The 24993-nt window shown below is 71.9% G+C and carries 23 protein-coding genes; 11 read left to right on the forward strand and 12 right to left on the reverse strand.

Annotation, left to right across the window (positions count from 1 at the left end; translation table 11 throughout):
- Nucleotides 1–52: 52 nt before the first annotated feature.
- Nucleotides 53–820: a M23 family metallopeptidase gene (locus OG799_RS33270; protein ID WP_406040932.1), complete on the reverse strand. Its 768-nt coding sequence runs from the start codon at nucleotides 818–820 to the stop codon at nucleotides 53–55.
- A 261-nt stretch (nucleotides 821–1081) separates the two neighbouring features.
- A complete protein-coding gene (locus OG799_RS33275; protein WP_406040934.1) occupies nucleotides 1082–1792 on the reverse strand; it encodes a M23 family metallopeptidase in 711 nt (236 codons plus the stop codon).
- A 387-nt stretch (nucleotides 1793–2179) separates the two neighbouring features.
- Here OG799_RS33275 and OG799_RS33280 point away from each other — a divergent pair, with 387 nt between their 5' ends.
- The 4 genes from OG799_RS33280 (at nucleotide 2180) to sucD (ending at nucleotide 6262) form a co-directional block, all read left to right on the forward strand.
- Nucleotides 2180–2584, forward strand: coding sequence for a cobalamin B12-binding domain-containing protein (locus tag OG799_RS33280; protein ID WP_406040936.1), 405 nt, complete (start codon nucleotides 2180–2182; stop codon nucleotides 2582–2584).
- Between the two features lie 433 nt (nucleotides 2585–3017).
- On the forward strand, nucleotides 3018–4013 hold the full coding sequence (locus OG799_RS33285; protein WP_406040938.1) for a hypothetical protein: 996 nt from the start codon (nucleotides 3018–3020) through the stop codon (nucleotides 4011–4013).
- Nucleotides 4014–4193: 180 nt separating this feature from the next.
- Complete coding sequence (gene sucC / locus OG799_RS33290) at nucleotides 4194–5372, forward strand: ADP-forming succinate--CoA ligase subunit beta (protein WP_406040940.1); 1179 nt, start codon at nucleotides 4194–4196, stop codon at nucleotides 5370–5372.
- 2 nt (nucleotides 5373–5374) lie between these two features.
- Nucleotides 5375–6262: a succinate--CoA ligase subunit alpha gene (sucD, locus tag OG799_RS33295; protein WP_406040942.1), complete on the forward strand. Its 888-nt coding sequence runs from the start codon at nucleotides 5375–5377 to the stop codon at nucleotides 6260–6262.
- Nucleotides 6263–6308: 46 nt separating this feature from the next.
- Here sucD and OG799_RS33300 read toward each other — a convergent pair whose 3' ends face one another.
- A complete protein-coding gene (locus OG799_RS33300; RefSeq protein WP_406040944.1) occupies nucleotides 6309–6572 on the reverse strand; it encodes a DUF4190 domain-containing protein in 264 nt (87 codons plus the stop codon).
- 159 nt (nucleotides 6573–6731) lie between these two features.
- On the opposite strand from OG799_RS33300, the gene OG799_RS33305 reads away from it, so the two are divergent.
- Nucleotides 6732–8069 carry a DUF6350 family protein gene (locus tag OG799_RS33305; RefSeq protein ID WP_406040946.1) on the forward strand — a complete coding sequence of 446 codons (1338 nt, stop codon included), beginning with the start codon at nucleotides 6732–6734 and terminating at the stop codon, nucleotides 8067–8069.
- A 118-nt stretch (nucleotides 8070–8187) separates the two neighbouring features.
- On the opposite strand, the gene OG799_RS33310 is transcribed toward OG799_RS33305, so the two are convergent.
- Both OG799_RS33310 and OG799_RS33315 read right to left on the reverse strand, forming a co-directional pair.
- A complete protein-coding gene (locus tag OG799_RS33310) occupies nucleotides 8188–8805 on the reverse strand; it encodes a DUF4190 domain-containing protein (protein WP_406040948.1) in 618 nt (205 codons plus the stop codon).
- A gap of 36 nt (nucleotides 8806–8841) precedes the next feature.
- Entirely contained in the window at nucleotides 8842–9135 is a 294-nt protein-coding gene (locus tag OG799_RS33315) for a CD225/dispanin family protein (RefSeq protein WP_406040950.1), read from the reverse strand.
- A gap of 181 nt (nucleotides 9136–9316) precedes the next feature.
- Between OG799_RS33315 and purN the strand changes: the two genes are divergently transcribed.
- The 4 genes from purN (at nucleotide 9317) to OG799_RS33335 (ending at nucleotide 15071) form a co-directional block, all read left to right on the forward strand.
- Nucleotides 9317–9937 carry a phosphoribosylglycinamide formyltransferase gene (gene purN, locus OG799_RS33320; RefSeq protein ID WP_406040952.1) on the forward strand — a complete coding sequence of 207 codons (621 nt, stop codon included), beginning with the start codon at nucleotides 9317–9319 and terminating at the stop codon, nucleotides 9935–9937.
- Nucleotides 9934–11505: a bifunctional phosphoribosylaminoimidazolecarboxamide formyltransferase/IMP cyclohydrolase gene (gene purH / locus OG799_RS33325; protein WP_406040954.1), complete on the forward strand. Its 1572-nt coding sequence runs from the start codon at nucleotides 9934–9936 to the stop codon at nucleotides 11503–11505. The genes purN and purH overlap by 4 nt, the downstream gene beginning before the upstream one ends.
- 257 nt (nucleotides 11506–11762) lie before the next feature.
- On the forward strand, nucleotides 11763–12242 hold the full coding sequence (locus tag OG799_RS33330) for a hypothetical protein (protein ID WP_406040956.1): 480 nt from the start codon (nucleotides 11763–11765) through the stop codon (nucleotides 12240–12242).
- 195 nt (nucleotides 12243–12437) lie between these two features.
- Nucleotides 12438–15071: a glycosyl hydrolase gene (locus OG799_RS33335; protein ID WP_406040958.1), complete on the forward strand. Its 2634-nt coding sequence runs from the start codon at nucleotides 12438–12440 to the stop codon at nucleotides 15069–15071.
- A gap of 141 nt (nucleotides 15072–15212) precedes the next feature.
- Here the strand turns inward: OG799_RS33335 and OG799_RS33340 are convergent, their stop codons facing one another.
- The 6 genes from OG799_RS33340 to OG799_RS33365 all read right to left on the reverse strand — a co-directional run bounded on the left by OG799_RS33340 (nucleotide 15213) and on the right by OG799_RS33365 (nucleotide 21597).
- A complete protein-coding gene (locus tag OG799_RS33340; RefSeq protein ID WP_406040960.1) occupies nucleotides 15213–15716 on the reverse strand; it encodes a hypothetical protein in 504 nt (167 codons plus the stop codon).
- A 134-nt stretch (nucleotides 15717–15850) separates the two neighbouring features.
- Nucleotides 15851–16882 (reverse strand): ABC transporter ATP-binding protein, encoded by a 1032-nt coding sequence (locus tag OG799_RS33345; protein WP_406040962.1) that lies wholly within the window; start codon nucleotides 16880–16882, stop codon nucleotides 15851–15853.
- Entirely contained in the window at nucleotides 16866–17903 is a 1038-nt protein-coding gene (locus OG799_RS33350) for an ABC transporter ATP-binding protein (protein ID WP_406040964.1), read from the reverse strand. Before OG799_RS33350 ends, OG799_RS33345 begins: the two co-directional genes overlap by 17 nt.
- Before the next feature lie 4 nt (nucleotides 17904–17907).
- On the reverse strand, nucleotides 17908–18864 hold the full coding sequence (locus tag OG799_RS33355; RefSeq protein ID WP_406040966.1) for an ABC transporter permease: 957 nt from the start codon (nucleotides 18862–18864) through the stop codon (nucleotides 17908–17910).
- Nucleotides 18857–19795, reverse strand: a complete 939-nt coding sequence (locus OG799_RS33360) for an ABC transporter permease (protein WP_406040968.1) — start codon at nucleotides 19793–19795, stop codon at nucleotides 18857–18859. Before OG799_RS33360 ends, OG799_RS33355 begins: the two co-directional genes overlap by 8 nt.
- Before the next feature lie 197 nt (nucleotides 19796–19992).
- Nucleotides 19993–21597, reverse strand: coding sequence for an ABC transporter substrate-binding protein (locus OG799_RS33365; protein WP_406040971.1), 1605 nt, complete (start codon nucleotides 21595–21597; stop codon nucleotides 19993–19995).
- A gap of 413 nt (nucleotides 21598–22010) precedes the next feature.
- Between OG799_RS33365 and OG799_RS33370 the strand changes: the two genes are divergently transcribed.
- Both OG799_RS33370 and mdh read left to right on the forward strand, forming a co-directional pair.
- Entirely contained in the window at nucleotides 22011–22871 is an 861-nt protein-coding gene (locus tag OG799_RS33370; RefSeq protein ID WP_406040973.1) for a bifunctional methylenetetrahydrofolate dehydrogenase/methenyltetrahydrofolate cyclohydrolase, read from the forward strand.
- A 183-nt stretch (nucleotides 22872–23054) separates the two neighbouring features.
- Nucleotides 23055–24005 carry a malate dehydrogenase gene (gene mdh / locus OG799_RS33375; RefSeq protein WP_406040975.1) on the forward strand — a complete coding sequence of 317 codons (951 nt, stop codon included), beginning with the start codon at nucleotides 23055–23057 and terminating at the stop codon, nucleotides 24003–24005.
- Nucleotides 24006–24093: 88 nt separating this feature from the next.
- On the opposite strand, the gene OG799_RS33380 is transcribed toward mdh, so the two are convergent.
- Nucleotides 24094–24903, reverse strand: coding sequence for an MBL fold metallo-hydrolase (locus tag OG799_RS33380; protein ID WP_406040977.1), 810 nt, complete (start codon nucleotides 24901–24903; stop codon nucleotides 24094–24096).
- Nucleotides 24904–24993: the final 90 nt, after the last annotated feature.

The raw sequence follows: 24993 nt of genomic DNA on the forward strand, positions 1-24993 counted from the left end.
ACACCGACAGATTGATGAGAAACCGAAAGATCTACTGAGACCCTACAATCGGTCAGCAGGCCACGTCGATGCCCCGGGCGCGCAGGAACGGCGCCGGGTCGATCTGGTTCCACATCGCGCCCTTGTGCACCTCGAAGTGCAGGTGCGGGCCGGTGGCGTCGCCGGTGGCGCCCTCGTAGCCGATCACCTCGCCGGCGCTGACCTTCTCGCCCACGCTGACCGCGATCCGGCTCTGGTGGGCGTAGTGGGTCAGGTAGCCGTTGCCGTGGTCGATGAAGACGGAGTTGCCGTACCCGTCGCCGACGTCGCCGGCCTTGACCACGGTGCCGGCGGCGGCGGCGTGGATCGGGGTGCCCGCGGGCATCGCGAAGTCGATGCCGGCGTGCAGCGTGCCCCACCGCTGCCCGTAACAGGAGGTGATCTCGGCGCCCTTCATCGGGATGACCCAGGTGGGCTTCGGCTTGGCCTTCGGCTTCGGCTTGGCGGTGACCGCCTTCCTCGTCGGCGTCGGGCTGGCCGTCGAGGGGCTCGGCGTCGGGCTGGCCGGGGTCGCGGGCGGGGTGACCGGGGCGGTCGACTCGCGGGCGGAGCGGTCGGCGCGGGCGGCGGCCTCAGCGCGGGCCTGGGCGTCGAAGTCGACGGCGGCGGGGGTCGGTGTGCCGTGGTCGGTGGTGGCGACGGAGACGCCGCCGAGGCCGAGGCCGATCAGCGCGACCGCGCCGACCACGAAGTATGTGGTGCGTCGACCCGCACGCTTGGGCGCCCGGTGCCGGGGGATGTCCTGGGTGTTCTCGTTCTGGACGGAGCTGTCTTCCTGCACGGCGGACCTTCACAGTCGAGGGGCACTTGACCTCGAAATACTGGTGTCGGCCCGGTCGGTGCCGGGTAGTGGCTCCGGAGGGAGGCCCGGGGTTGATGACGACTCCCGCCCGGTTTCGCCCTGGGCAGCCGTTTTGCCCTGGAAAATGATCATGCGGTACTGTGTCCCCGCTCACAGTTGCGACTGTGACCCGGCAGACTTCACCGCAACGAAAACCGCCCGGATCGCATGATCCGGGCGGTGAACGGGCGGTACCCAGCGTCAGGGCGCGGCTACCTCGCTGTAGATTGCCTCGACTTGCAGCTTGATGTCCACTCCGCGGGCCTCGAGCCACGGCACCGGGTCCAGCGGCTGCCCGTTGACATGGATCTCCAGGTGCAGGTGTGAGCCATAGGAGTGTCCGGTGTTGCCGACCAGGCCGAGCTGGTCGCCGGCCTTGACCTGCTGGCCCTCCTGGACGCTCACCGCGGAGGAGTGGCCGTAGATCGCCTCGCTGCCGTCCGGGTGCTGGACGATCACCGCGTAGCCGTAGCCGCCGAACCAGCCGGCCTTGGTGACGGTGCCGGCGTGGATCGCGACGTACGGGGTGCCCTCCGGGGCGACCAGGTCGATGCCGCTGTGCAGCTTGCCCCAGCGCATGCCGTAGGGCGACTTGAAGTCGTAGCCCTGCAGGGGGAGCAGCCAGACGTCCTGCTCGGCCCCGTCCTTCGCGACCCGGCTGTCCCGGGTGGCGCGGTCGGCGGCGTCGGCGCGGGCCGCGGCGTCCTGGCTGGTGATCGAGGCCTGCTTGAGCTCGTCGAGGACCGACGGGCTGACGCTCTTGGCGTCCGGGAGGGCGTTCGCGCCGAGCGCGACGAGGCCGGCCCCGACGAAGGCGGTGGTGACGACCGCGGCGTAGCGGCTCCGTGGGGGGGTGGGTACGCGGCGACGGCCGCGATATCTATCGGGCTCAGACGACAGGCGCTGGCGCACGCACACCCTCCGTTGTCGGGGTTCCGATGCGGCCGGCCGGCGCCCGTGAAGCTCGGGTGAACGTCGGCTTGCCGCGTCGTCACCCGTCCGTGGACCTGATGACAACCGTGGTCACGTTAGCCAACTGCCACTCCAGTCACAAGCCGAAGCGCCGAATTGGCCTTTCGTTCTGTCCCTTTCCGTCCGCTGATGTCATAGCTCGCGTCGCCGGACGGGTGGCCCGTTACCCGCCCGTTCGTCGCGGACAGTGACCGTTCGGCGGAGGCGTCCGGCTTCCGGGGGGTCCGGGTGGGAGGCTATGGGTGCAGCCCGCCTTCCCGCCCCCCGGGCCGCCGGGTTACCGTTCGTTCAGGTGATAGCCGCAGAGCCGGTGAAAGGTGTGCGCTGATGAGCTCTCGTATCCGGGTCGTCGTCGCGAAGCCCGGCCTGGACGGCCACGACCGGGGCGCGAAGGTCGTCGCGCGTGCCCTGCGCGACGCCGGCATGGAGGTCATCTACACCGGCCTGCACCAGACGCCGGAGCAGATCGTGGAGACCGCCATCCAGGAGGACGCCGACGCGGTCGGCCTCTCCGTCCTCTCCGGGGCGCACATGACCCTCTTCAAGCGGGTGCTGGAGCTGCTCGCCGAGCGGGACGCCCGGGACATCGTGGTCTTCGGGGGCGGCATCATCCCGGACGCCGACATCCCCGAGCTGGCGCGGCTGGGCGTGGCCAAGATCTTCACGCCGGGCGCCACCACCCAGTCCATCGTCGAGTGGGTCCGGCAGAACGTCGCCCAGCCGGTCGCCTGACCGCGGCCTGACGGCGGCCGCACCGACGCGGACCCGGCCGCGGTGACGCATCGCGTGCGGGGGCGGACCGGGTTCGGACCGTGGCCGACCGGAGTGCGGGCAGGGGGAAGGGCCGGACGCACCCCTCACACGCCCGGCCCTTCTATGCACGATGCCCCGCCGCCACCCCTCGACCGACAGGGCATCGGCCGTCTCCCGCCGTCGCGCTGATCAGCGCTCCGACATCAGACTCAACGATGCCCTCACAGCGGGGTTACGCATCTTCCGCAACATCCCCCGGACGGCTGAACGGCTCGTCCATCCTGATGGGCCGGCCGGGCCGGCCCCGGGTCACGGGCCGCGTCCGCCGGGGCCCTGCCCGCCTCGGTGCTGGTCGTACCCTGTGGCTCCGCGTACCGCGTTCCGCGGTCGACGATCCCGCCGGGAGCCCGCCGTGACCCAGCCGCCGCACCCGCAGCCGGACCCCGCCGACGGGCGGCCGCCGGCCCCACCAGCCAATGGCCGGCCCCGGCAGGGGCAGCCGGGCGGGGTGGGCGGGAACTGGTCCGCGCCGCCGCCCGCGGGTCCGACCTGGCCGGTGCCGCAGCAGGGGTACCCGGGCGGGTCGGGCGCGCAGTGGCCCGCGCCGCCGCCGCCCCAGCCGGCAGCCGGACCAGCCTGGTCGGGACCGCAGTCCGGGCAGCCGACCGGGCCGGGCTGGTCGGGGCCGCACCAGGGGCAGCCGGCGGGGCCGGGCTGGTCGGGGCCGCCACGGCAGGGGTATCCGGGCGGGCCGGCTGGCGGGTGGGCGGGGCCGCCGCAGGCGTACGCCGGTGGTGGGTGGCCGCCGGCGGGCGGGCCGGCGCAGTTGCCGCCGCCCTGGCAGCCGCCCGCGGCGCGACGGGCGAAGCGGATCCCGGAGGACCAGCCCTTCGTCGCGCGGCCGAGCCTGCGCAAGCGGGCACTGGCCCTGGGCGGTCTGACCCTGCTGATCGGGCTGGTGGTGGCCTGCCCGCTGGGGCTGGCCGCGTCGGGCGCGAACGGCGGCGCGGGGATCCTGCTCGCCGTACCGCTGATCATGTTCTTCTTCGCCCTGGTGGTCGGTCTCCAGCTCTGGCTGGTGTCGTCCGGTGGACCGGTGCTGGCGGTGGGTCCGGACGGGCTCTGGATCAAGACCCGGCCGACCCGGGGGCAGGCGATCTGGCTGCCGTGGGAGGCGATCGACCAGATCTACCGGCGGCGCTGGGGGCTGGAGAAGATGCTCTGCGTGCGGGCGCGCGACCCGCGGGCCGGCGGTGACCTGGGGGCCTTCACCGCCCTCGACGCGGGAATGCAACAGGCATTCTTCGGCACCGGTTTCACCGCTACCGTCGCGTACGCCGACCGGTCGGAGCAGGAGATCATGGCCGCGGTGGTCCGTTGGTCGGCCGGCCGCTGCCGGGTGGCGTGACCGGCCGGGCCGGCGGTTGTGCATTACCGCACACCCCGCACCCGCTCGGTTGCCCCCGGTTCCCATCTCGTTAGGCTGCGGCAAATGACCTGTCTCATCTGATGACAGGCGTCAAACTGATTTTCCAACGCTGGTGGCGGCGCGACGGCGCGCCGCGGAGACGGGACGGGACGCGCAATCGTGGACCTGTACGAGTACCAGGGGCGGGACCTGTTCGAGCGGCACGGGTTGCCCGTGCTCGCCGGCGGCGTCGCCACTACCCCGGAGGAGGCCCGCGCGATCGCCGAACGCCTCGGCGGTCGGGTGGTCGTCAAGGCGCAGGTGAAGGTCGGCGGCCGAGGCAAGGCCGGCGGCGTGAAGCTGGCCGAGGGCGCGGAGGAGACGGTGGCCCGCGCCACCGACATCCTCGGCATGGACATCAAGGGTCACACGGTCCACAAGGTCATGATCACCGTGACCGCGGACGTGGCCGAGGAGTACTACTTCTCGTACCTGCTCGACCGGGCGAACCGCACCTTCCTCTGCATCGCCAGCGTCGCCGGCGGCATGGACATCGAGCAGGTCGCCGCCGAGACCCCGGACAAGGTGGTCAAGGCCCCGATCGACGCCAACACCGGCGTCGACGAGGCGAAGGCCCGTGAGATCGTGACCGCCGCCGCTTTCCCGGCCGAGGTCGCCGACCAGGTCGTCGACATCGCGGTCAAGCTGTGGCAGGCGTTCGTCGCCGAGGACGCCACGCTGGTCGAGGTGAACCCGCTGGCGAAGAACGCCGACGGCAAGCTGCTGCTGCTCGACGCCAAGATCACCCTGGACGAGAACGCCGCGTTCCGGCACCCGGACCACGAGGCCCTGGTCGACCAGGCGTCGGTGGACCCGCTGGAGCAGGCCGCCAAGGAGAGGGACCTCAACTACGTCAAGCTCGACGGCGAGGTCGGCATCATCGGCAACGGCGCGGGCCTGGTCATGTCCACCCTCGACGTGGTCGCGTACGCCGGTGAGCGGCACGGCGGCGTCAAGCCGGCGAACTTCCTCGACATCGGCGGTGGCGCGAGCGCCGCGGTGATGGCGAACGGCCTGGAGATCGTGCTGTCCGACCCGTCGGTGAAGAGCGTCTTCGTGAACGTCTTCGGCGGCATCACCGCCTGCGACGAGGTCGCCAACGGCATCATCCAGGCGCTGGGGCTGCTGGAGCAGCGGGGCGAGAAGGTCACCAAGCCGCTCGTCGTCCGCCTCGACGGCAACAACGCGGAGGCCGGTCGGGCGATCCTCGACGGCGCCAACAACCCGCTCGTGCAGCGGGTGGACACCATGGACGGCGCGGCCGAGCGGGCCGCCGAGCTGGCAGCTGCGGGGGTCTGATCATGGCTATCTGGCTGACCAAGGACTCCAAGGTCATCGTGCAGGGGATGACCGGTTCCGAGGGTTCCAAGCACACCCGGCGGATGCTCGCCGCCGGCACCAACGTGGTCGGCGGCGTCAACCCGCGCAAGGCGGGCCAGACGGTCGACTTCGACGGCACCGAGCTGCCGGTCTTCGCGTCCGTCGCGGACGCGATGAAGGAGACCGGGGCCGACGTCACGGTCATCTTCGTGCCGCCGCAGTTCACCAAGGGCGCGGTCGTCGAGGCGATCGACGCCGGCATCGACCTGGCCGTGGTGATCACCGAGGGCGTCCCGGTGCACGACACCGCCGCCTTCTGGGCGTACAACGTGGCCAAGGGGGAGCGGACCCGGATCATCGGGCCGAACTGCCCGGGTATCGCCTCGCCGGGCGCCTCCAACGCCGGCATCATCCCGGCCGACATCACCGGCACCGGCCGGATCGGCCTGGTCAGCAAGAGCGGCACGCTGACCTACCAGATGATGTACGAGCTGCGCGACATCGGCTTCTCGACCTGCGTCGGCATCGGCGGTGACCCGATCATCGGGACCACCCACATCGACGCCCTGGCCGCCTTCGAGGCCGACCCGGACACCGACGCCATCGTGATGATCGGTGAGATCGGTGGCGACGCCGAGGAGCGGGCCGCCGAGTTCATCAAGGCCAACGTCACCAAGCCGGTGGTCGGCTACATCGCCGGTTTCACCGCGCCGCCCGGCAAGACCATGGGTCACGCCGGCGCGATCATCTCCGGCTCGGCGGGCACCGCCGAGGCGAAGAAGGAGGCCCTGGAGGCCGTCGGCGTGAAGGTCGGCAAGACCCCGACCGAGACCGCCAAGCTGATGCGGGAGATCATGTCCGCCGGCTGAGCCGCCGTGCTGTGATGAGGGGGTCGACCGGCAACGGTCGGCCCCCTCACCTGTACCAGTACAGGTCCCGGCCGCTGGCCCGCCAGATCGCGCTGCCGATGATGTTGATCACGCCGAACGCGATGGCCAGGTACCCGAGCACCGGGGACTTGCCGAACCGCTTGGCGTCCCGGATCGACAGCCAGCCGAAGACGATGCCGAGGACGCCGCAGCAGATCAGGCCGAGGACGATGCCCAGTACGCCCCAGAGGGTGGTGCGGTCCCGACCGGCGGCCGGGGGTGGTGGCGGCGGCGGATACGGAGCGTTCACGGCTTCCTCCGAGCGGTCGGTGCCGCGACAGGAAAGGTCGCGTCCTGGGCCGAGGCTAAACCGGATCGGGGCCGGTGAGCCGGTGGATCACGGAACTCGCCGACCGCCGGGGGCGGTATCGGACTGCCACCGCTCGTGCGGCATGCCAGAGTAGAGCCGATGTCACCCGTCACCCCTGACCAGCCCCGCCGTCCCGCCGCCGGAGTCGCCGCCGAGACCCGGCCGCCCGGCCGCGCCCGGCCGGCGTCCCGGGTGCCCGCGCCCCGGTCGGGAGAGTCGCCGCGCGGCCGGGCGCCGCTGCCCGTCGCCGCCGCCGTGGCGGCCGGCTGGGCGGCGCTCACGTCCTGGCTGCCGGTCACCGTGGTGCTCGGCCTGGCCCAGCTCAGCGAGGACGCCGGCTCGCTGCCGGGCGCGCTGCGCACCGGCCTGGCCGGCTGGCTGCTCGGCCACGGGGTGCCGCTGGAGACACCCGCCGGCCCGCTGGGCCTGGCGCCGCTGGCGCTGGCCGCGTTGGCGGTCTGGCGGCTGAGCCGAGCCGGGGTGCACGTCAGCCGGGCCATCGGCACCCGCGCCGGTCGCTCGCCGGGCCAGGCGCTCACCGTCGCGGTCGCGGTCGGCGTCGGGTACGCGCTGCTCGGCGCCCTCGCCGCGATCGTCGTCGGCGCGGGCGGACCGCAGGTGTCCCCGGTCCGGGCGGCGGTCACCTTCGCGGTCTTCGGTGCGCTGTCGGCGCTGGTCGGCGCGCTGCGCACCACGGGCGTGTCGGTGCTGCTGGCCCGGCGTTCACCGCCGCCGTTGCGGGACGGGGTGCGGACCGGGCTGGTCGCCGGGCTGCTGCTGCTCGGCGCGGGTGCCGGGGCGGCCGGCCTGTCGGTGGCGACCGGGGGCGGGGACGCCGCCGACATGATCGGGGCGTACCGGACCGGGGTGGCCGGTCAGGCGGGCATCACCCTGGTCAGCCTCGCGTACGCGCCGAACGCCACCGTCTGGTCGGCCGCCTACCTGCTCGGCCCCGGGTTCGCCGTCGGCACCGACACGGCGGTGCGGACCAGCGAGGTCTCCGTCGGCGCGCTGCCGGCCGTACCGCTGCTGGCCGGGCTGCCGCGCGGGCCGGTCGACGGGCTCGGCGCGGGACTGCTCGCGGTGCCGGTGCTGGCCGGGATGGCCGCCGGTTGGCTGCTCGCCCGGCGGCTGCTGCGGCTGGCCGCGGGAGACCGGGCGGTCGTCGGCTGGGGACCGCTGCTCGCCCCGGCGGCGCTCGCCGGACCGGTCGCCGGCCTGGTGCTCGGCGCGGCGGCCGCCGCCTCCGGCGGGCCGCTCGGTGGTGGCCGGTTGGCCGAGATCGGTCCGGTGTCCTGGCAGGTGGCCGGGGTGGCCACCCTGGTCGTCGCGGCCGGCGCGCTGCTCGGCGCCGCCGGCACCAAGCTGCTGGCCCGCCCCGCCACCCCGGCCCGCACCGACGTCAGCGCCCCCCGCCCGCCGGCCGGCCCTCGCTGACCGGGAAGTTTTCGCCAGGAAGGGTGCCGCCCATCGTGCTCGACGCCGGTCGGGGAGAGGGTGGGGCGGACACGGCGAGGGGCGCCCAGCCGCGCCGGACGCCCCTCGACGAGCCGGATCAGGTGAAGCTGCCCCAGTTGATCATGGAGCCGGCGATCGCGACGACGAGGCCGAGCACGATGCCCACCCCACCGCAGATCAGGCCGGCCTTGGCCTGACCGGCGTTGCTCGCCTCGCCCTGCTGGGCCTTCTTCTGGCCCAGCACGCCCAGCACCACGCCGGCGATGCCGAACGGGATGCCGAGCCCGCCGCAGCAGAGGCCGAGCACGATGGACGCGATGCCGACGATCATGCCGATCAGGCCGAGGGTGTTGTTCTGCCCCTGCGGCGACGGGAAGCCGGCGTTCGGGTACGTCGGCGCGGCGCCGTAGGGCGGCTGCTGCCCGTACGGGTCCTGGTACGGCTGCTGGCCGTAGGGCTGGCCCGAGGTCGGCTGGCCGTAGGGCTGGCCGGAGGTCGGCTGCTGGCCGTACTGCGGCGCCTGCGGCGCGGCGTACGGGTCCTGCGGCTGGCCGTAGGGCTGACCGGCCGGCGGCTGCTGCCCGTACTGCGGCGGCTGCGGCGGCTGCTGCCCGTACTGCGGCGGCTGGGCGTACGGGTCCTGGTACTGCGGGGTGGTCGGGTCCTGCGGCGGCTGCTGGCCGTACGGGTCCTGACCGGGGTGACCGGGCTGCATTACTGGGTGCTCCTCAGGCTGGGGGTCGGCGGTCGGTTAGTTCGAGGTGCTGCCACCCATGATCCCGGCAAGACCACCCAGCAGGCAGCACACGACGATCAGGCCGATCCAGACCAGGCCGACGATGAGGGCCCACTTCGACCACTTCTTGGACTCGGCGGCCGCGGCCTGGGCGCCCGCGAAGTCACCCTGCTGGAGCAGCGGGTTCACCTTGGAGGCGTTGATGATGGCCGGGATGGCCAGGGGCCAGAACAGGAAGATGGAAACGATCGACATCGTCATGTTGTTGTCGATCTGCGGCGGCTGCTGCTGCGGGTAACCAGGCTGCATGGCGGGGGTACTCCTCGGTCCATCGGCACGGCCGGGTGCCGGTTCACTGACGGGTGCGGGGCCGGGCGTACGCCGGGCACCGAGCGACCGGCAGCGTATCGTGTCCGGGCCAGTCAGGTGATCACCCGAAGCGGCGCTGCCCGAGCGCTGGACGCCTCGACCTGCCCGATAGGGTTGCCGCGTGACCGAGCCCGCGTCCGTCGCCCGCCTCGTCGTCCTCGTCTCCGGCTCCGGCAGCAACCTCCAAGCGCTGCTGGACGCCGCCGCCGACCCCGCGTACGGCGCCCAGGTGGTCGCCGTGGGCGCCGACCGGGACGGGATCGCGGGCCTGGACCGGGCGGCCGCCGCCGGGGTGCCGACCTTCGTCGACCGGGTGAAGGACCACCCGACCCGGGAGGACTGGGACAAGGCGCTGACCGCCCACGTCGCGGAGCACCGGCCCGACCTGGTCATCAGCGCCGGCTTCCTGAAGCTCGTCGGCCCGCACTTCCTGGCCGCGTTCGGCGACCGCTACCTCAACACGCACAACACCCTGCTGCCGGCGTTCCCCGGCATCCACGGTCCCCGGGACGCCCTCGCCTACGGCGTGAAGGTCACCGGGGCCACCCTCTTCTTCGTCGACGCCGGGATGGACACCGGCCCGATCGTCGCCCAGGTTGCCGTGCCGGTGCTGGACGACGACGACGAGGAGACGCTCACCGAGCGCATCAAGGAAGCCGAGCGGCGACAGCTCGTCGGGCAGGTCGGCCGGCTGGTCCGTGAAGGTTGGACGATCACCGGAAGAAAGGTCACCGTGCCGTGAGTTCCACTCAGGACGAGCGCCGTCCGATCCGGCGGGCGCTGGTCAGCGTCTACGACAAGACCGGCCTGGTCGAGTTGGCCCGGGCCCTGCACGACGCCGGGGTGGAGCTCGTCTCGACCGGCAGCACCGCGTCGACGATCGCCGGCGCGGGCGTGCCGGTGACCCCGGTGGAGCAGGTGACCGGCTTCCCGGAGATTCTCGACGGCCGGGTGAAGACGCTGCACCCGAAGATCCACGGCGGCCTCCTCGCCGACCTGCGCAAGGACTCGCACGCGGCCCAGCTCGACGAGCACGGCATCGCCGGGATCGACCTGCTGGTCTCGAACCTCTACCCGTTCCAGGCCACGGTTGCCTCCGGCGCGTCGCAGGACGAGTGCGTCGAGCAGATCGACATCGGCGGGCCGGCGATGGTCCGGGCCGCCGCCAAGAACCACGCCTCGGTCGCGGTGGTGACCGACCCGGCCGCGTACCCCGCGCTGCTGGCCGCCCTCGGCGACGGCGGCTTCACGCTGGCGCAGCGCAAGGCGCTCGCCGCCCGCGCTTTCGCGGTCATCGCCGAGTACGACGTGGCGGTCGCCGAGTGGTGCGCGCAGGAGCTGGCGCCGGCGGGCGACTGGTGGCCGGAGTTCGCCGGGTTGACGCTGAGCCGGCAGGCGGTCCTGCGGTACGGCGAGAACCCGCACCAGGCCGCGGCCCTCTACACCGACCCGGCCAGCCCGGCCGGCCTGGCCCAGGCCGAGCAGCTGCACGGCAAGGAGATGTCCTACAACAACTACGTCGACGCGGACGCCGCCTGGCGGGCCGCGAACGACTTCGCCGAGCAGCCGGCGGTGGCGATCATCAAGCACGCCAATCCGTGTGGCATCGCGGTCGGCGCCGACGTCGCCGAGGCGCACCGCAGGGCGCACGCCTGCGACCCGGTGTCGGCCTACGGCGGCGTGATCGCGGTGAACCGCCCGGTGACCGTGGAGCTGGCCCGCCAGGTCGCCGAGATCTTCACCGAGGTGCTGGTGGCGCCCGGGTTCGACGAGGGCGCGGTGGAGATCCTCCAGGGCAGGAAGAACATCCGGCTGCTCCAGGCCCCGGAGTTCAACCCGCTGCCGGCGGAGTGGCGGCAGGTCACCGGCGGGGTGCTGGTGCAGCTGCGGGACCGGATCGACGCCGAGGGCGACGACCCGGCGAACTGGCGGCTGGCCACCGGCGAGGCGGCCGACGACGCGACCCTGCGGGACCTCGCCTTCGCCTGGCGCGCGGTCCGCGCGGTGAAGAGCAACGCCATCCTGCTGGCTCGCGACGGCGCGACGGTCGGCGTGGGCATGGGCCAGGTGAACCGGGTCGACTCGGCGCAGCTCGCGGTCAACCGGGCCGGGGCGGACCGGGCCTCCGGGTCGGTCTGCGCCTCGGACGCGTTCTTCCCGTTCGCGGACGGGCCGAAGATCCTGATCGAGGCGGGCGTCCGGGCGATCGTCCAGCCCGGCGGCTCGATCCGCGACGAGGAGGTCATCGCGGCCTGCAAGGAGGCCGGCGTGACCATGTACCTCACCGGCACCCGGCACTTCTTCCACTGATCCGTCGTCAGCAAGCGGGGCGCGGCCGGTCGGCCGCGCCCCGCTCCGCGTTGAGCCTCCACTCCGGAGCGCGCCGCCCGACGGCACGCTGAGCAGCGAGAATTTCGACCGACGACCCGTTGCCGGCCCTCAATTGTTGTTGCTAGCGTGATCCCGGCAGCAAGCGATCGACCCCTCCCCCTCCTCGCAGCCCGTCTCCCGCCCGCGGTCTCCGGCCGCCCGCCCGAGCGGTGCCCCTCGTTCTGGCAGGTTGGCCCATGCGCGTGTGCGACCGGTTGAGCGCCGTCGTCGTCGCGCTGGCGTTCATGCTGGCCGGCCTGGGCGCCCCCGCCTGCGCGGAGACCCGTCGGCTCGGCGCGGTGGTCACCGCCGCGCACCGGTCGGCCGTCCACGACGCGCCGCACGTCCATCCTCCGGACGTACGGCCCGTCGCTGCCCCGGTCTCCACGTCGCAGCTCCCCGCCGCGCCGTCCGGCGACCCCCGGGTCGTCGGGGAGCGTCCCGCGCACCCCGGCACCCCGCCGGCGCCGCGGGTGCGGGGTGCCGGCGGGCCCTGCGGTGACCACCGCGCCGGCCTGGGCCAGACCGACGGGCCGGACGATCTCCTCCCCGGCGCGCCCGCGCGGGTCGACGGCACGACGCCCGGCGTCCTCGCCGCGGTCCGCTACCGGCCGCCGGCGGTTCCGCTGTCGCCCCGGGGCACCCTGCCCACCCGGGCGCCACCCGCCGCCGCCTGACCCTCTCCGGTCCCCGGTCGTGCCGGGCCGGGCGCGGGGGTGGCGCACCCCTCGATGTGGACGCCCGCTCGCGACGAGGGTCGAATTCGGACGATGCTCGTCCGCTCGTCAAAGACCATGGCCGCGCCATCCGCCGCCGTGGGTTCCACTCCCGGGCCACCCTGCCCGGAACTCCCTGAATCCTGGAGGATTCACATGTCGAAATTCCGCTGGCGCAAGCCGGCGACAATCGCGGGTGCGCTGGTGCTGACCGCCGCGCTCGGTGGCGTCGCGGCCACCAACCACGAGGTGCTCGAAGCCCTGGGCCTGGCCCAGGAGCCCGGCGCCAACCTGCCCTGGCACCCCCGGGAGTTCGCCGAGATGGCGGCCGGGGAGAACTCGGAAGAGGCCGGCGAGGAGGCCTTCGAGGCCCGGGTCATCGCCGAGCAGTTCGCCCAGGCCCGGTCCGCGCCGGGCATCGTCGCGCCGGGCGCGTACTCCAACGCGCTGAGCCAGCTCAACGGGCTGGCGGCCACGAAGGGCAACTGGCGCGAGGTCACCAAGATCAAGTACGACGGTGACGACCCCCGCTACCGCGACTACGCCTCCAACTCCTCCGGCGGCGCGGGCCTGGTGACCGGTCGGATCACCGGCCTCGCGGCGGACAACAGCGGACACGTCTACGCGGCCGGCGCCGACGGCGGCGTGTGGCGGTCCTCGATCGGCGGCGGGAGCTGGACGCCGATCGCGGACCAGCTGCCCACCCTGTCCAGCGGCGACGTGGTGCTGGCCGCCGACGGCTCGCTCTGGTACGCCACCGGCGAGGCGAACACCGGCGCGACCTCGTACGTCGGCGCCGGCGTCTACCGGCTGGCCGACCCGAAGACCGGCCGGTTCAGCACCACCGACCGGGTCGGCGGGGCCGAACTGGAGAGCACGGTCATCAACAAGCTCCGGTTCTTCGACGGCAAGGTCTGGGCCGCCACCAACCGGGGCCTCTGGTCGCACTCGATGAGCGGCACCGCCGGGGCGTGGAAGTTCGAGTGGGCGCCCAACCCGAGCTACCTGCCGGGCGGGGCGGACGCCGGCACGGCCAACGCGGCGTACAAGAACATCGTCAACGACGTCGCCGACGACCCGCGCAATCCGAAGCACGTCGTGGTCGCCTCGGCGTGGCGCTCCGGCGACACGTACAACGGCTTCTACGAGACCGCCGACTACACGGCCGGCGGCTGGACCAAGGTCAACCCGGGCGGCGCCATGCCGGCCGACGACATCGGCTACGTGACGTTCGCCTTCTCCGCCGACGGCGGCAAGCTGTACGCGATCAACCAGTCGCCGAAGCTGCTCAACAAGCCGGCCGGCAACGTCAACAGCTACCTGGACGGCATCTACGTCTCCAACACCGGCTCCCCGGCTGGCCCCTGGAACAAGATCGCGGACTCGTCGAAGCTGGGCAACTCCGGCTCCGCGCTCAAGCAGACCGTGATCGGCAAGGGCTACGGCCCGGGCATCCAGGCCTGGTACAACCAGTTCCTCACGGTCGACCCGGCCAACCCCAACCACGTCTGGGCGGGCCTGGAGGAGGTCTACGAGTCGACCGACGCGGGTGCCAACTGGAAGACCGTCGGGCCGTACTGGAACTTCGGATTCTCCTGCTGGAACATCTACGACGCGCAGAACAAGTGCAACAAGACCACCCACTCCGACCAGCACTCGGTCGCGGTGGGCAACGGCTTCGTCTTCGTCGGCAACGACGGCGGCATCTACCGCCGGCCGATCAACGGCCGGACCGACAAGGACGGTCACGCCACCGACTGGCAGAGCCTGAACGACGGCACCATCGACGCCCTTCAGTACTACTCGGTCTCGGTGGGCAAGGACCCGGCGAAGGCCGGCACCGTGGTCTCCGGTGGTCTCCAGGACAACGGCGCCTCCGTGCTGCGGGCCGGCGACACCGTGATGGGCTCGAACTTCGGCGGTGACGGCGGCGACTCGCTGGCCGACCCGGCGAACGGCTGCCGGCAGGTCCAGGAGTACACCAACCTGGCCATGCGGGTGACCGAGAACTGCAACGCCAACCCTGGCCCGGGCACGGCGGAAACCTCCACCTCGCGGGACGTCCAGCCGTACACGTCGGGGCCGGGCGACGAGCCGGCCCGGTTCATCGCGCCGTTCTCCCCGGACGCCAAGGACGCGAACGTGTGGGTGGCCGGTGGCCAGCACGTCTGGGTCAACACCAAGGGCTACTCGATCCAGAACGGCAAGGGCTGGACGAACGTCTTCGACCTGGGTGCCGGCCACACCGCCACCTCGGTGGGCGTCTCCGGCGGCACCGCGTACGTCGGTTGGTGCGGTCCGTGCAACAACGCCGGGTTCACCCGGGGCGTCGCGGTCGGCAAGGTGAACGACCCGGCGAGCTGGCACCAGCTGACCCTGCCGGCGGACTTCCCGAACCGGTTCGTGCAGGGCGCCGGCGTGGACGCGGCCAACCCGGCGCACGCCTACCTCGCGATCAACGGGTTCTCCCGGCGGTTCACCGAGGGCCCCGGCGCCGGCGTCGGCCACGTCTACGAGACGACCGACGCGGGTGCGACCTGGAAGGACGTCTCGGCGAACCTGCCGGACGTGCCGGCCAGCTCGGTCAAGGAGCTGTCCAACGGCGCGTTGGTGCTGGCCACCGACCTGGCCACCTTCTACCGCGCGCCCGGCGCGACCGACTGGCAGCGGCTCGGCTCCGGCCTGCCGCTGACCGTCGGCATGGACGTCGAGTACAACGCGGTGGACAACTCGCTCTACGTGGCCACCCACGGCCGCGGCATCTGGGCGTTCGACCTGGCCCAGCTCTGAGCCGTCGGCGGTCCGGCCCGGTTCTCGATCCGGGCTGGACCGCCGGCCGGACAACGGCAGGCCCCGTCCCCTTCCTCCGGGGACGGGGCCTGCACCGTCGGTGTGCTGCGGTGCGGTGGCGGTCGGGGTCGGGCGGCCGGCTCAGCCGGCGCGGAGGGTGAGGGCGCCCCGGGTGCCGTCGGTGCGCTCGGCCCGGAGGGTCCAGCATCCGGCGGTGGGGAAGACCCAGTAGGAGCCCCACTCGTCCCCGGGCCGGACCCAGGTGCTGCCGTCGTGGGAGTCGAACGACTCGGGCTCGACGGTGACGCCGCCGGGCCCGACGGCGGTCAGCGTCAGCTCACCGGACCCGGTCACCCGCAACGCGATCTTGACCGGTCCGCCGGCGGGCAGCCGGGCCCCTTGCAGGAAGAGCAGCGCCCAGAACACCCCCGGCGTCCCGGCGACCTCGCCGCCCGCGGCCATCACCTCGCCGTACCGGTTGTCGGCCGGGCAACTCGGCGCCGGGGCAGCGCTACCCGACGCGGGGCCGGTGTCGGTGGCATCGGTCGACCCGGTCCGGCTCGCCCCGCCCGGCGCCGGCGCGCCGTCACACCCGCCCAGCAACCCCACCACCGTCACCACGACGACCCATCGACGAATCCTCACCTCCCGAGTCTCCCCCGCGGGTCAACCCCGGACCTGCCTCGATCATGAAGTTGTTGTCCGCCGGATCGGCGTGTCGGGACAACAACTTCATGATCAACGTGAGCGTGGCGTCCGGACCTGGGCCCGGGAAGGGGTCAGGGGGTGGTGGGGCGGAGCTCGGCGAAGTGGCAGGCGGAGGGGTGCGGGTCGGCGGCGCGGAGGACCGTGTGCGGATCCTGGGTGGCGCAGATGTCCTGGGCCTTCCAGCAGCGGGTGCGGAAGTGGCAACCGCTCGGCGGGTCGGCGGGGCTCGGCACGTCGCCGGTGAGCCGGATGATGGTCCGGTCGTCGCGGGCGTCCGGGTCGGGCACCGGCACCGCCGAGAGCAGCGCCTGGGTGTACGGGTGGGTGGCCCGCTCGTAGATCTCTTCCTCGGTGCCGATCTCCACGATCCTGCCGAGGTACATCACCGCGACCCGGTCGGAGATGTGCCGGACCACCGACAGGTCGTGCGCGATGAAGATGTACGACAGCCCGAACTCGTCCTGGAGCTGCTCCAGCAGGTTGATCACCTGGGCCTGGATCGACACGTCCAGGGCCGAGACCGGCTCGTCGCAGACGATGATCTCGGGCCGCAGCGCCAGCGCCCGGGCGATGCCGATGCGCTGCCGCTGGCCGCCGGAGAACTGGTGCGGGTACCGGTTGATGTGCTCGGGGTTGAGCCCGACCACGTCCAGCAGCTCCTGGACCCGCTTCTGCTTGCTGCCCTTCGGCGCGGCGTCCGGGTGGATCTCGAACGGCTCGCCGATGATGTCGCCGACCGTCATCCGGGGGTTCAGCGAGGTGTACGGGTCCTGCATCACCATCTGCATGTTGCGGCGCAGCCGGCGCAGCTCCGACCCGGAGGCCTTGAACAGGTCCTTCCCCTCCAGGGTGGCCCGGCCGGCGGTCGGCGTCTCCAGCCGCATCAGCAGCCGGGCGAGGGTCGACTTGCCGCAGCCGGACTCGCCGACGATGCCGAGCGTCTCGCCCCGGCGCAGCTCGAAGCTCACCCCGTCGACGGCCTTGACCGCCCCGGTCTGCTTCTTGAACAGCACCCCCTGGCTGATCGGGAAGTGCTTGACCACGTTGTCGACGGAGAGGATCGTCTCGCCGCGGACCTTCGTCGGGCTAGCGGGCGCTGTCATCACGGACCTCCTGCGCGAAGTGGCACGCGCTGGTCCGGCCGTCGCCGAGGACCAGGTCGTGCGGCACCACGTCCACGCAGACCTGCTGCGCGTACGGGCACCGGGGGTGGAACGGGCAGCCGGAGGGGATCCGCATCAGGTTCGGCGGCAGCCCCTTGATGGTGGAGAGCGCCTGACCCCGGACGTCCATCCGCGGGATCGACTCCAGCAGCCCCTTGGTGTACGGGTGGGCCGGCGACCGGTACAGCGAGCGGACGTCGGCGTGCTCGACGATCCGGCCGGCGTACATGACCGCGATCCGGTCCGCGACGCCGGCGACCACGCCGAGGTCGTGGGTGATCAGGATCATCGCCATGTTGAGGTCGCGGCGCAGGTCGGCCAGCAGGTCCATGATCTGGGCCTGCACGGTGACGTCGAGCGCCGTGGTCGGCTCGTCGGCGATCAGCACCTTGGGGTCCAGCGCCAGCGCCATCGCGATCATGACGCGCTGCCGCATGCCGCCGGAGAACTGGTGCGGGTAGTCGCCGATCCGCCGCGCCGCGGCCGGGATCTTCACCAGGTCCATCAGCTCGACGGCCCGCCGGCGGGCGGCGGCCCGGGACATCCCCTCGCGGTGGCGCAGCGTCTCGCCGATCTGCCAGCCGACCGGGAAGACCGGGTTCAGCGCGGAGAGCGCGTCCTGGAAGATCATCGCGATCTCCTTGCCGCGCACCTGCCGGCGCTGCTCCTCCGGCTGGGTCAGCAGGTCCCGGCCCTGGTAGAGGATCCGGCCGGAGCGGATGTGCGCCGGGGGAGTGTCCAGGATGCCCATGATCGCCTGGGCGGTCACCGACTTGCCGGAGCCGGACTCGCCGAGCACGGCCAGCGTCTCGCCGGCGTCCAGGTGGTACGAGACCCCGTTGATCACCCGGGCCACGCCCTCGTGGGTGCGGAACTCGACGTGCAGGTCGCGTACCTCGAGCAGGTGACCGCCGGGCGGGGTCGGGGAGGCCGGCGTGGGGTGGACGGCAGATTGAGTCATGAACTCACCGCAGCTTCGGGTCGAAGGCGTCACGGATCGCGTCGCCGAGCATGATGAACGCCAGCACGGTCAGCGCGAGGAAGGTCGACGGGACGATCAGCGGCGTCGCCGACTCCCGCATGTGGATCCGGCCGGTGTCGATGTCCTGGCCCCACGAGATCGTCGGCGCCTTGAGACCGATGCCCAGGAAGGAGAGCGTCGCCTCGGCGGCGATGAACGAGCCGAGCGCGATGGTCAGCACCACGATGGCCGGGGCCAGCGAGTTCGGCAGGATGTGCCGCCACATGATCCGGCCGTGGCCGGCGCCGAGCATCCGGGCCGCCGCGACGTAGTCCTGCTCCTTCGCGGTGATGACCGAGGAGCGCACCACCCGGGCGGCCGTGGTCCAGCCGAGGATGGCCAGCACGAAGATCACCGCGGTGATCCGGACCGTCGGGCTGGCGTTGCCGACCCGCTTGAGCAGCACGATCGCGGCCAGCAGCAGCGGGATGCCGAGCACCACGTCGATCACGCGGGACAGCACCGCGTCGATCCAGCGGCCGAAGTAGCCGGCCACCATGCCGACCACCAGCGCGATCACCCCGGTGCCCAGCGCGGCGAGCGCGCCGACCAGCAGTGAGGCACGGGTGCCGTAGACCGCGCGGGAGTACGTGTCGCAGCCCTGGAAGTCGTACCCGAAGATGGCCCCGCCGGACGGCCCGGCGTGCTGCCGGGAGAGCAGACAGTCGCGCGGGTCGTTCGTGGTGAACACGCCGGGGATCACGGCCATCAGGGTGAAGATGACCACCAGTGCCAGCGAGATCCAGAAGATCGGGTTGCGCCGCAGGTCGCGCCAGGCGTCGCCGGCCAGGCTGCGCGGCTTGTGCGGCGCGCCGACCTGGTTGGGCGCGCCCGGCTCGCCGGAGGGGCCCCGGCGGGCGGCCTGATTCTCGGTCGCCGCCACCGTCTCAAAATCACTCATAGCGGATCCTCGGGTCGAGTACGGCGTACAGGACGTCCACCACCAGGTTCGAGACCAGGTAGACCACGACGAGCACGCTGACGATGCCCACCACCAGTGGCCCGTCCTCGGTGCGGATGCCGCGGAAGAGGTTGAAGCCCACACCGGGGATGTTGAAGACGCCCTCGGTGATGATCGCGCCGCTCATCAGGTTGCCCAGCTCGACACCGAGGAAGGTGACCACCGGGATGAGCGAGTTGCGCAGCACGTGGACGCTGACGATGCGCCGCTTGACCAGGCCCTTGGATCGGGCGGTCCGGACGTAGTCGGCACGCAGGTTCTCCGCCACCGAGGTACGGGTCAGCCGCAGCGCGGTGGCCAGCGACAGCGAGCCGAGCACGATGCCCGGCAGCAGCAGCGCGTAGAACGTCGGCTCGGCGCCGGCGGTGGGCGGGAAGAGCTGCCACTTGACGCCCAGGAAGTACTGCGCGAGCGGCGCCAGCACGATGGTCGGGATGCCCAGCACGAGCAGGGTCAGCACCAGCGTCGAGTTGTCGAAGATGCTGGCCCGGCGGATGCCGGCGACGACTCCGGCGGTGACCCCGAAGATGATCGCCACGGCGAGCGCGATGAGCGCGAGCTGCACGGTGATCGGCCAGGCCGCCTGAAGGATGTCGCCGATCTGGCGGCCGGTCAGCGACTGGCCGAGGTCACCCTGGAGCAGGCTCTTGACGTAGTCGAAGTAGCGGTAGAAGAAGCCGCCGACGCCGGTGGCGTCCAGGTGGTACTTCTCGGTCAGGTATGCCCGCTGGGCCGCCGTCACCGGTCGTTCGCCCGCGAGGGCCTGGATGGGGTCGCCCTGGCCGGCGAACATCAGCGCGTAGACGATCAGGGTGGTCCCGAAGAACGCGAGGACCATCTGCAGTAGGCGCCGCAAGATGTAGCGGAACATGCTTAGCAGTCTCTCCGGAAAAATGCGAAAGGGTCGCAGGACGGCATCTCTGGTCGTACCGGAAATGTCCGAAGCGCATGCCGTCCGGCCCGGGGGAGGCCGGCGCCGCCACCGACGCCGGGCGTGCCGCCAGGGCCGGGTAGCGCGGTTCGGGCCACCCGGGCGTCGTCGCCCGGGTGGCCCGCACCATGGTCAGCTCAGCTGGCCGCTTCGATCTTGACGAGGTTGACCCGCTGGAACAGGTCCATCTCGACGTTCTTGACCTTGGACGAGTGGCCGAACACGTTCTCGCCGAAGCGGAGCGGGATCACCGGCATGTCCTTGGCCAGGATGTCCTCCGCCTGCTGGTACTTGGCGATCGCCTCGTCCTGCGTCTTGGCGGCCGAACCCTCCTTGACCAGCTTGTCGAACTCCGGGTTGCTGTAGCCGTAGTAGTTCGACGAGCCGTTGGTGCTGTACAGCGGGCCGAGGTAGTCCTCCATCGACGGGTAGTCCATCACCCAGCCCATCCGGAACAGACCCACCGGCTGCTTCTTCTCGACCTTGGTCAGCAGGTCGGCGAACTTCGGCTCGGCGGAGCCCACGCAGTCCACGCCCAGGTTGGCCTTGAGCTGGTTGCAGGTGGCGTCGACCCAGTCCTTGTGGCCACCGTCGCCGTTGTAGGAGATCGTGATCTTGGAGGGGCCGCCCGCGGCCTGGTACAGCTTCTTGGCCTCGGCCGGGTTGAACTCCCCGGCAGCGCCCGCGGTGTTGTCCCGGTAGCCCGGCAGCACCGGCGAGACGAACGAACGGGCCGGCTGCTGCGAACCCTTGAAGATCGACTTGGTGATCTCGTCCCGGTCGATCGCCATCGAGATGGCCTTGCGCACGTCCGGGTTGCTGTAGTCCTTGTCGAACGTCGGGAACGCGAGGAACTGGAACGACGACATCGGGCTGGTCTGGTACCGGTCACCGAGGTCGGTCGGCGCGGTGCTCAGGTTCTCGGTCGGGATCGTCGGGAGGACGTCCAGGTTGTCCGCCTGCACGTCCGCGTAGGCCGCGGTGAGCTGCTGGTAGACCCGGAACTCGACGCCCTTGACCTTGGGCTTCTCGCCCGGGTACGCGTCGTACCGCTCGACGTCGATCTTGGCGTCGTGCTGCCAGGTGCCCTTCATCTTGAACGGGCCCTGACCGATCGGCGCCTGCTCGTACGAGTCCTTCAGCACGCCCGGGGCGGAGAACGCGGCCTCGGGCAGCGGGTAGAAGGCGGTGTAGCCGAGCATCGTCTTGAAGTCGATGTACGGCTCGGACAGCGTCACGGTGAAGGTGAGGTCGTCGACCTTCTTCAGCCCGGACATCGTCTTGGCCTTCGGCTTCTCGCCCTGCAGGTCCTGGTAGCCGGCGATCTTCTCGAAGAAGTAGCTGCCGCCCTGGCCGTTGGGAGCGTACGCGCCGTAGTTCCACGCGTTGATGTAGTCCTCGGACGTGACCTTCTCACCGTTGTGGAAGGTGAAGCCGTCCTTCAGCTTGATCGTCCAGACCTTGTTGTCCGACGACGTCACCGACTGGGCCGCCACCTCGTACGGCTGGTTCTTCGCGTCGTAGTCGACGAGCGGGCTGAACAGGCCGGCGAGCACCTGGGAACCCGATGTCTCGGTGGTGTTCGACGGAACCAGGTGCTGCGGCTCGCTGATCTGGATACTGACGGCCGCGTTGGGGTCGCTGCTGCCGGATCCGCTGCCTCCGCCGCTGCCGCAGGCCGCGAGGCCCAGGGTCACCGCGAGCGGGAGGGCGGTCCAGGCAGCAAGCCTACGAACTCGCATTGAGTCTCCTCATCTCCTCACGCTGCGCAGTCAGGCCCGACGCTGGGTGACGCTGCGCAACAATCGGCAACGGTAGGTCGTCGAAGGCGGCTTCGACAACGAGAGCGTTGCGAAGGGGTAACGAAGTGGGGGGTCCGGCCTTGTCGGCGTCTCGCGTCTCTGCTATGGAGGAGATGCAGAATGCCTGCCCAGAGTCGTCGTTTCGATTGTCCGGCCGCGCCTGTCGCGCCGTCTCGGAACTGGCGCGAGGTTGCGTCACGGTCGTCTGCTCTGGGGTGTTTCATGATCGCCTGTCCATTCCATCATGTGGTGCGGTCCACACGCCGTCACTGTGAGTGACTAAACACACGTTACGGATCGTCACCGTTTGCCGTCGTCGGCCCGTCGGCCGGCCCGCGTGAGACGATCAGGGCGTGACGGCGACGATCCTGGACGGCAAGGCGACCGCGGCGGAGATCAAGGACGAGCTGCGGGTGCGGGTCAAAGCGCTCGCGGAGCGCGGCATCACCCCCGGGCTGGGCACCGTCCTGGTCGGCGCCGACCCCGGCTCCCAGGCGTACGTCAACGGCAAGCACCGCGACTGCGCCGAGGTGGGCATCGCCTCGATCCGGCGGGAGCTGCCCGCCGACGCCACCCAGTCCCAGGTCGACGAGGTGCTCGCCGAGCTGAACGCCGACCCCGCCTGCCACGGGTACATCGTCCAGCTGCCGCTCCCGGCCCACCTGGACACTCAGCGCGCGCTGGAGATGATCGACCCGGACAAGGACGCCGACGGCCTGCACCCGGTCAACCTGGGCCGGCTCGTGCTCGGCTACGACGGCCCGCTGCCCTGCACCCCGCGCGGCATCGTCGAGCTGCTCCGCCGGCACGACGTGGCGCTGCGCGGCGCCAAGGTCGCGCTGGTCGGCCGGGGCAACACGGTGGGCCGGCCGCTCGGTCTGCTGCTCACCCGGCGCAGCGAGAACGCCACGGTGACCCTCTGCCACACCGGCACCCTGGACCTCGCCGCGCACACCCGGGCGGCGGACATCGTCATCGTCGCCGCCGGCGTGCCGGGGCTGCTCACCGCGGACATGATCACGCCGGGCGCCACCGTGGTGGACGTCGGCATCACCCGGGTGATCGGCCCGGACGGCAAGGGCCGCTACACCGGCGACGTGGATCCCGAGGTGGCCGAGGTCGCCGGCGCACTGGTGCCGATGCCCGGCGGCGTCGGCCCGATGACCCGGGCGATGCTGCTGACCAACGTCGTCGAGCGCGCCGAGCGCGACTGATCCGACCGCGCCGCCGTTGGCGCGGGAGCCGTCCGCCGGTCGTGCGCCGACGGCGGCCGGTCCGCGCCGGAGTGGTGTGTCGTTCCGCCCAAGCGCGTCATAACCGTCCGCCCCTGGCCCGATCGGTGCCAGGATGGCTGATACGGTCCGGAAAACCGACTGGTATCAGGGAGTGGGACGACCATGGGTAAGAAGGTCACTGTCGTCGGGGCCGGCTTCTACGGCTCCACCACCGCACAGCGCCTGGCCGAGTACGACGTCTTCGACACCGTCGTGATCACCGACATCGTGGAGGGCAAGCCGGCGGGTCTCGCGCTGGACCTCAACCAGTCGCGCGCGGTCGAGGGCTTCGAGACCAAGGTCGTCGGCGCCACCACCGGCCCGAACGGCGAGGGCTACGAGGCCATCGAGGGCTCGGACGTCGTCGTCATCACCGCCGGTCTGCCCCGCAAGCCGGGCATGAGCCGGATGGACCTGCTGGAGACCAACGCCAAGATCGTCCGGCAGGTCGCCGAGAACGTCGCCAAGTACGCCCCGAACGCCGTCGTCATCGTCGTCTCCAACCCGCTCGACGAGATGACCGCGCTGGCCCAGCTCGCCACCCAGTTCCCGAAGAACCGCGTGCTCGGCCAGGCCGGCATGCTGGACACCGCCCGGTTCACCAACTTCGTCGCCGAGGCGCTGAACGTACCGGTGAAGTCGGTCAAGACCCTCACCCTCGGCTCGCACGGCGACACCATGGTGCCGGTGCCCTCGAAGAGCGCCGTCGACGGCAAGCCGCTGCGTGAGGTCATGCCGGCCGAGCAGATCGAGGAGCTCGTCGTCAAGACCCGCAACGGTGGCGCCGAGGTGGTCGCGCTGCTGAAGACCGGCTCGGCGTACTACGCCCCGTCGGCCGCCGCCGCCCGGATGGCCAAGGCCGTCGCGGAGGACTCCGGCGAGGTCATGCCGGTCTGCGCCTGGGTCGACGGGCAGTACGGCATCTCCGGCGTCTACCTGGGCGTCGAGGCCCAGATCGGCCGCGAGGGCGTCAAGAAGGTCGTCGAGACCGACCTGGACGCCGACGAGCTGGCCAGCCTCAAGGCCGCCGCCGAGGCCGTCCGCGCCAAGCAGGCCGACATCGCCAACATGTGAGCTGATCCAACCCCGAAGGGGCACGCCGGCACCCGCCGGCGTGCCCCTTCGCCGTTGCGTCATCCGGAGCGCGATCAGTGGGGGTGGCTCACAGGGGGGTGAAGGGGATGCCGAGGTGGGGGGTGGCGAGGAGGGTGGGGCCGGGGGTCGCGGTGAGGGTGTGCAGCAGGGCCGTGCGGGAGGTGCGGGCGGTGGCGGGGTCCTCCTCGTGGGCGTACGCGAGGGTGGGGTCGACCAGTTGCACGGCGTGCACCAGCAGGTCGCCGGTGAGCAGCAGGCGCTCGTCGGTCGCCTCCACCAGCACCGACTGGTGGCCGGGGGTATGGCCGGGCGTGCTCAACACGCGTACCCCCGGGGTCAGTGGGGTGTCGCCGTCGAGCAGCCGGAGCCGGCCGGCGGCGCGCAACGGGCCGACCAGCCGGGCCGGCAGCTCCGGGTGGAACAACTCCAGCGCGTCCAGCTCGGCCCGCTGCACCACGTAGTCCGCATTCGGGAAGTGCGGCCGGCCGGGGGTGCCGGTCACCGCCCACCCGATGTGGTCGCTGTGCAGGTGGGTGAGGACCACGGTGCGTACGTCGGCGGGGTCGATGCCGGCGGCGGCCAGCTCGGCCGGCAGCCGGCCGGGCACCGGCGCCCAGCTCGCGGCGGGGGAGTCGGCCGGGCCGATCCCGGCGTCGACCAGGGTGACCGGCCCGTCGCCGGCGCGCAGGGCGAAGCTGCGGAACGGCAGCCACCACTGCCCGTCCGCGGTGACCGAAGCCGGATCGCGCCGGTCGGCCGCCCGCCACTGCGCAGGCGTGGCGTCGGGGAACGCCTCGGCGCGGGGCTGGAAGAACGGCCCCTCGCCGTCGGTGAGCGCGGTGACCGTGATAGACCCGAGGGTGCGGCTCAATGGCATCGGACGATGGTGCCAGTGATCTCCCGCGCCGGCTGCCCGGTTTTCCCGCCCGCCGAGGCCGGCTGGGGGGTGCCGGCTGGTTTCCAGTAC

This window comes from Micromonospora sp. NBC_00898 (genome assembly GCF_045207895.1).
Taxonomy (GTDB): domain Bacteria; phylum Actinomycetota; class Actinomycetes; order Mycobacteriales; family Micromonosporaceae; genus Micromonospora.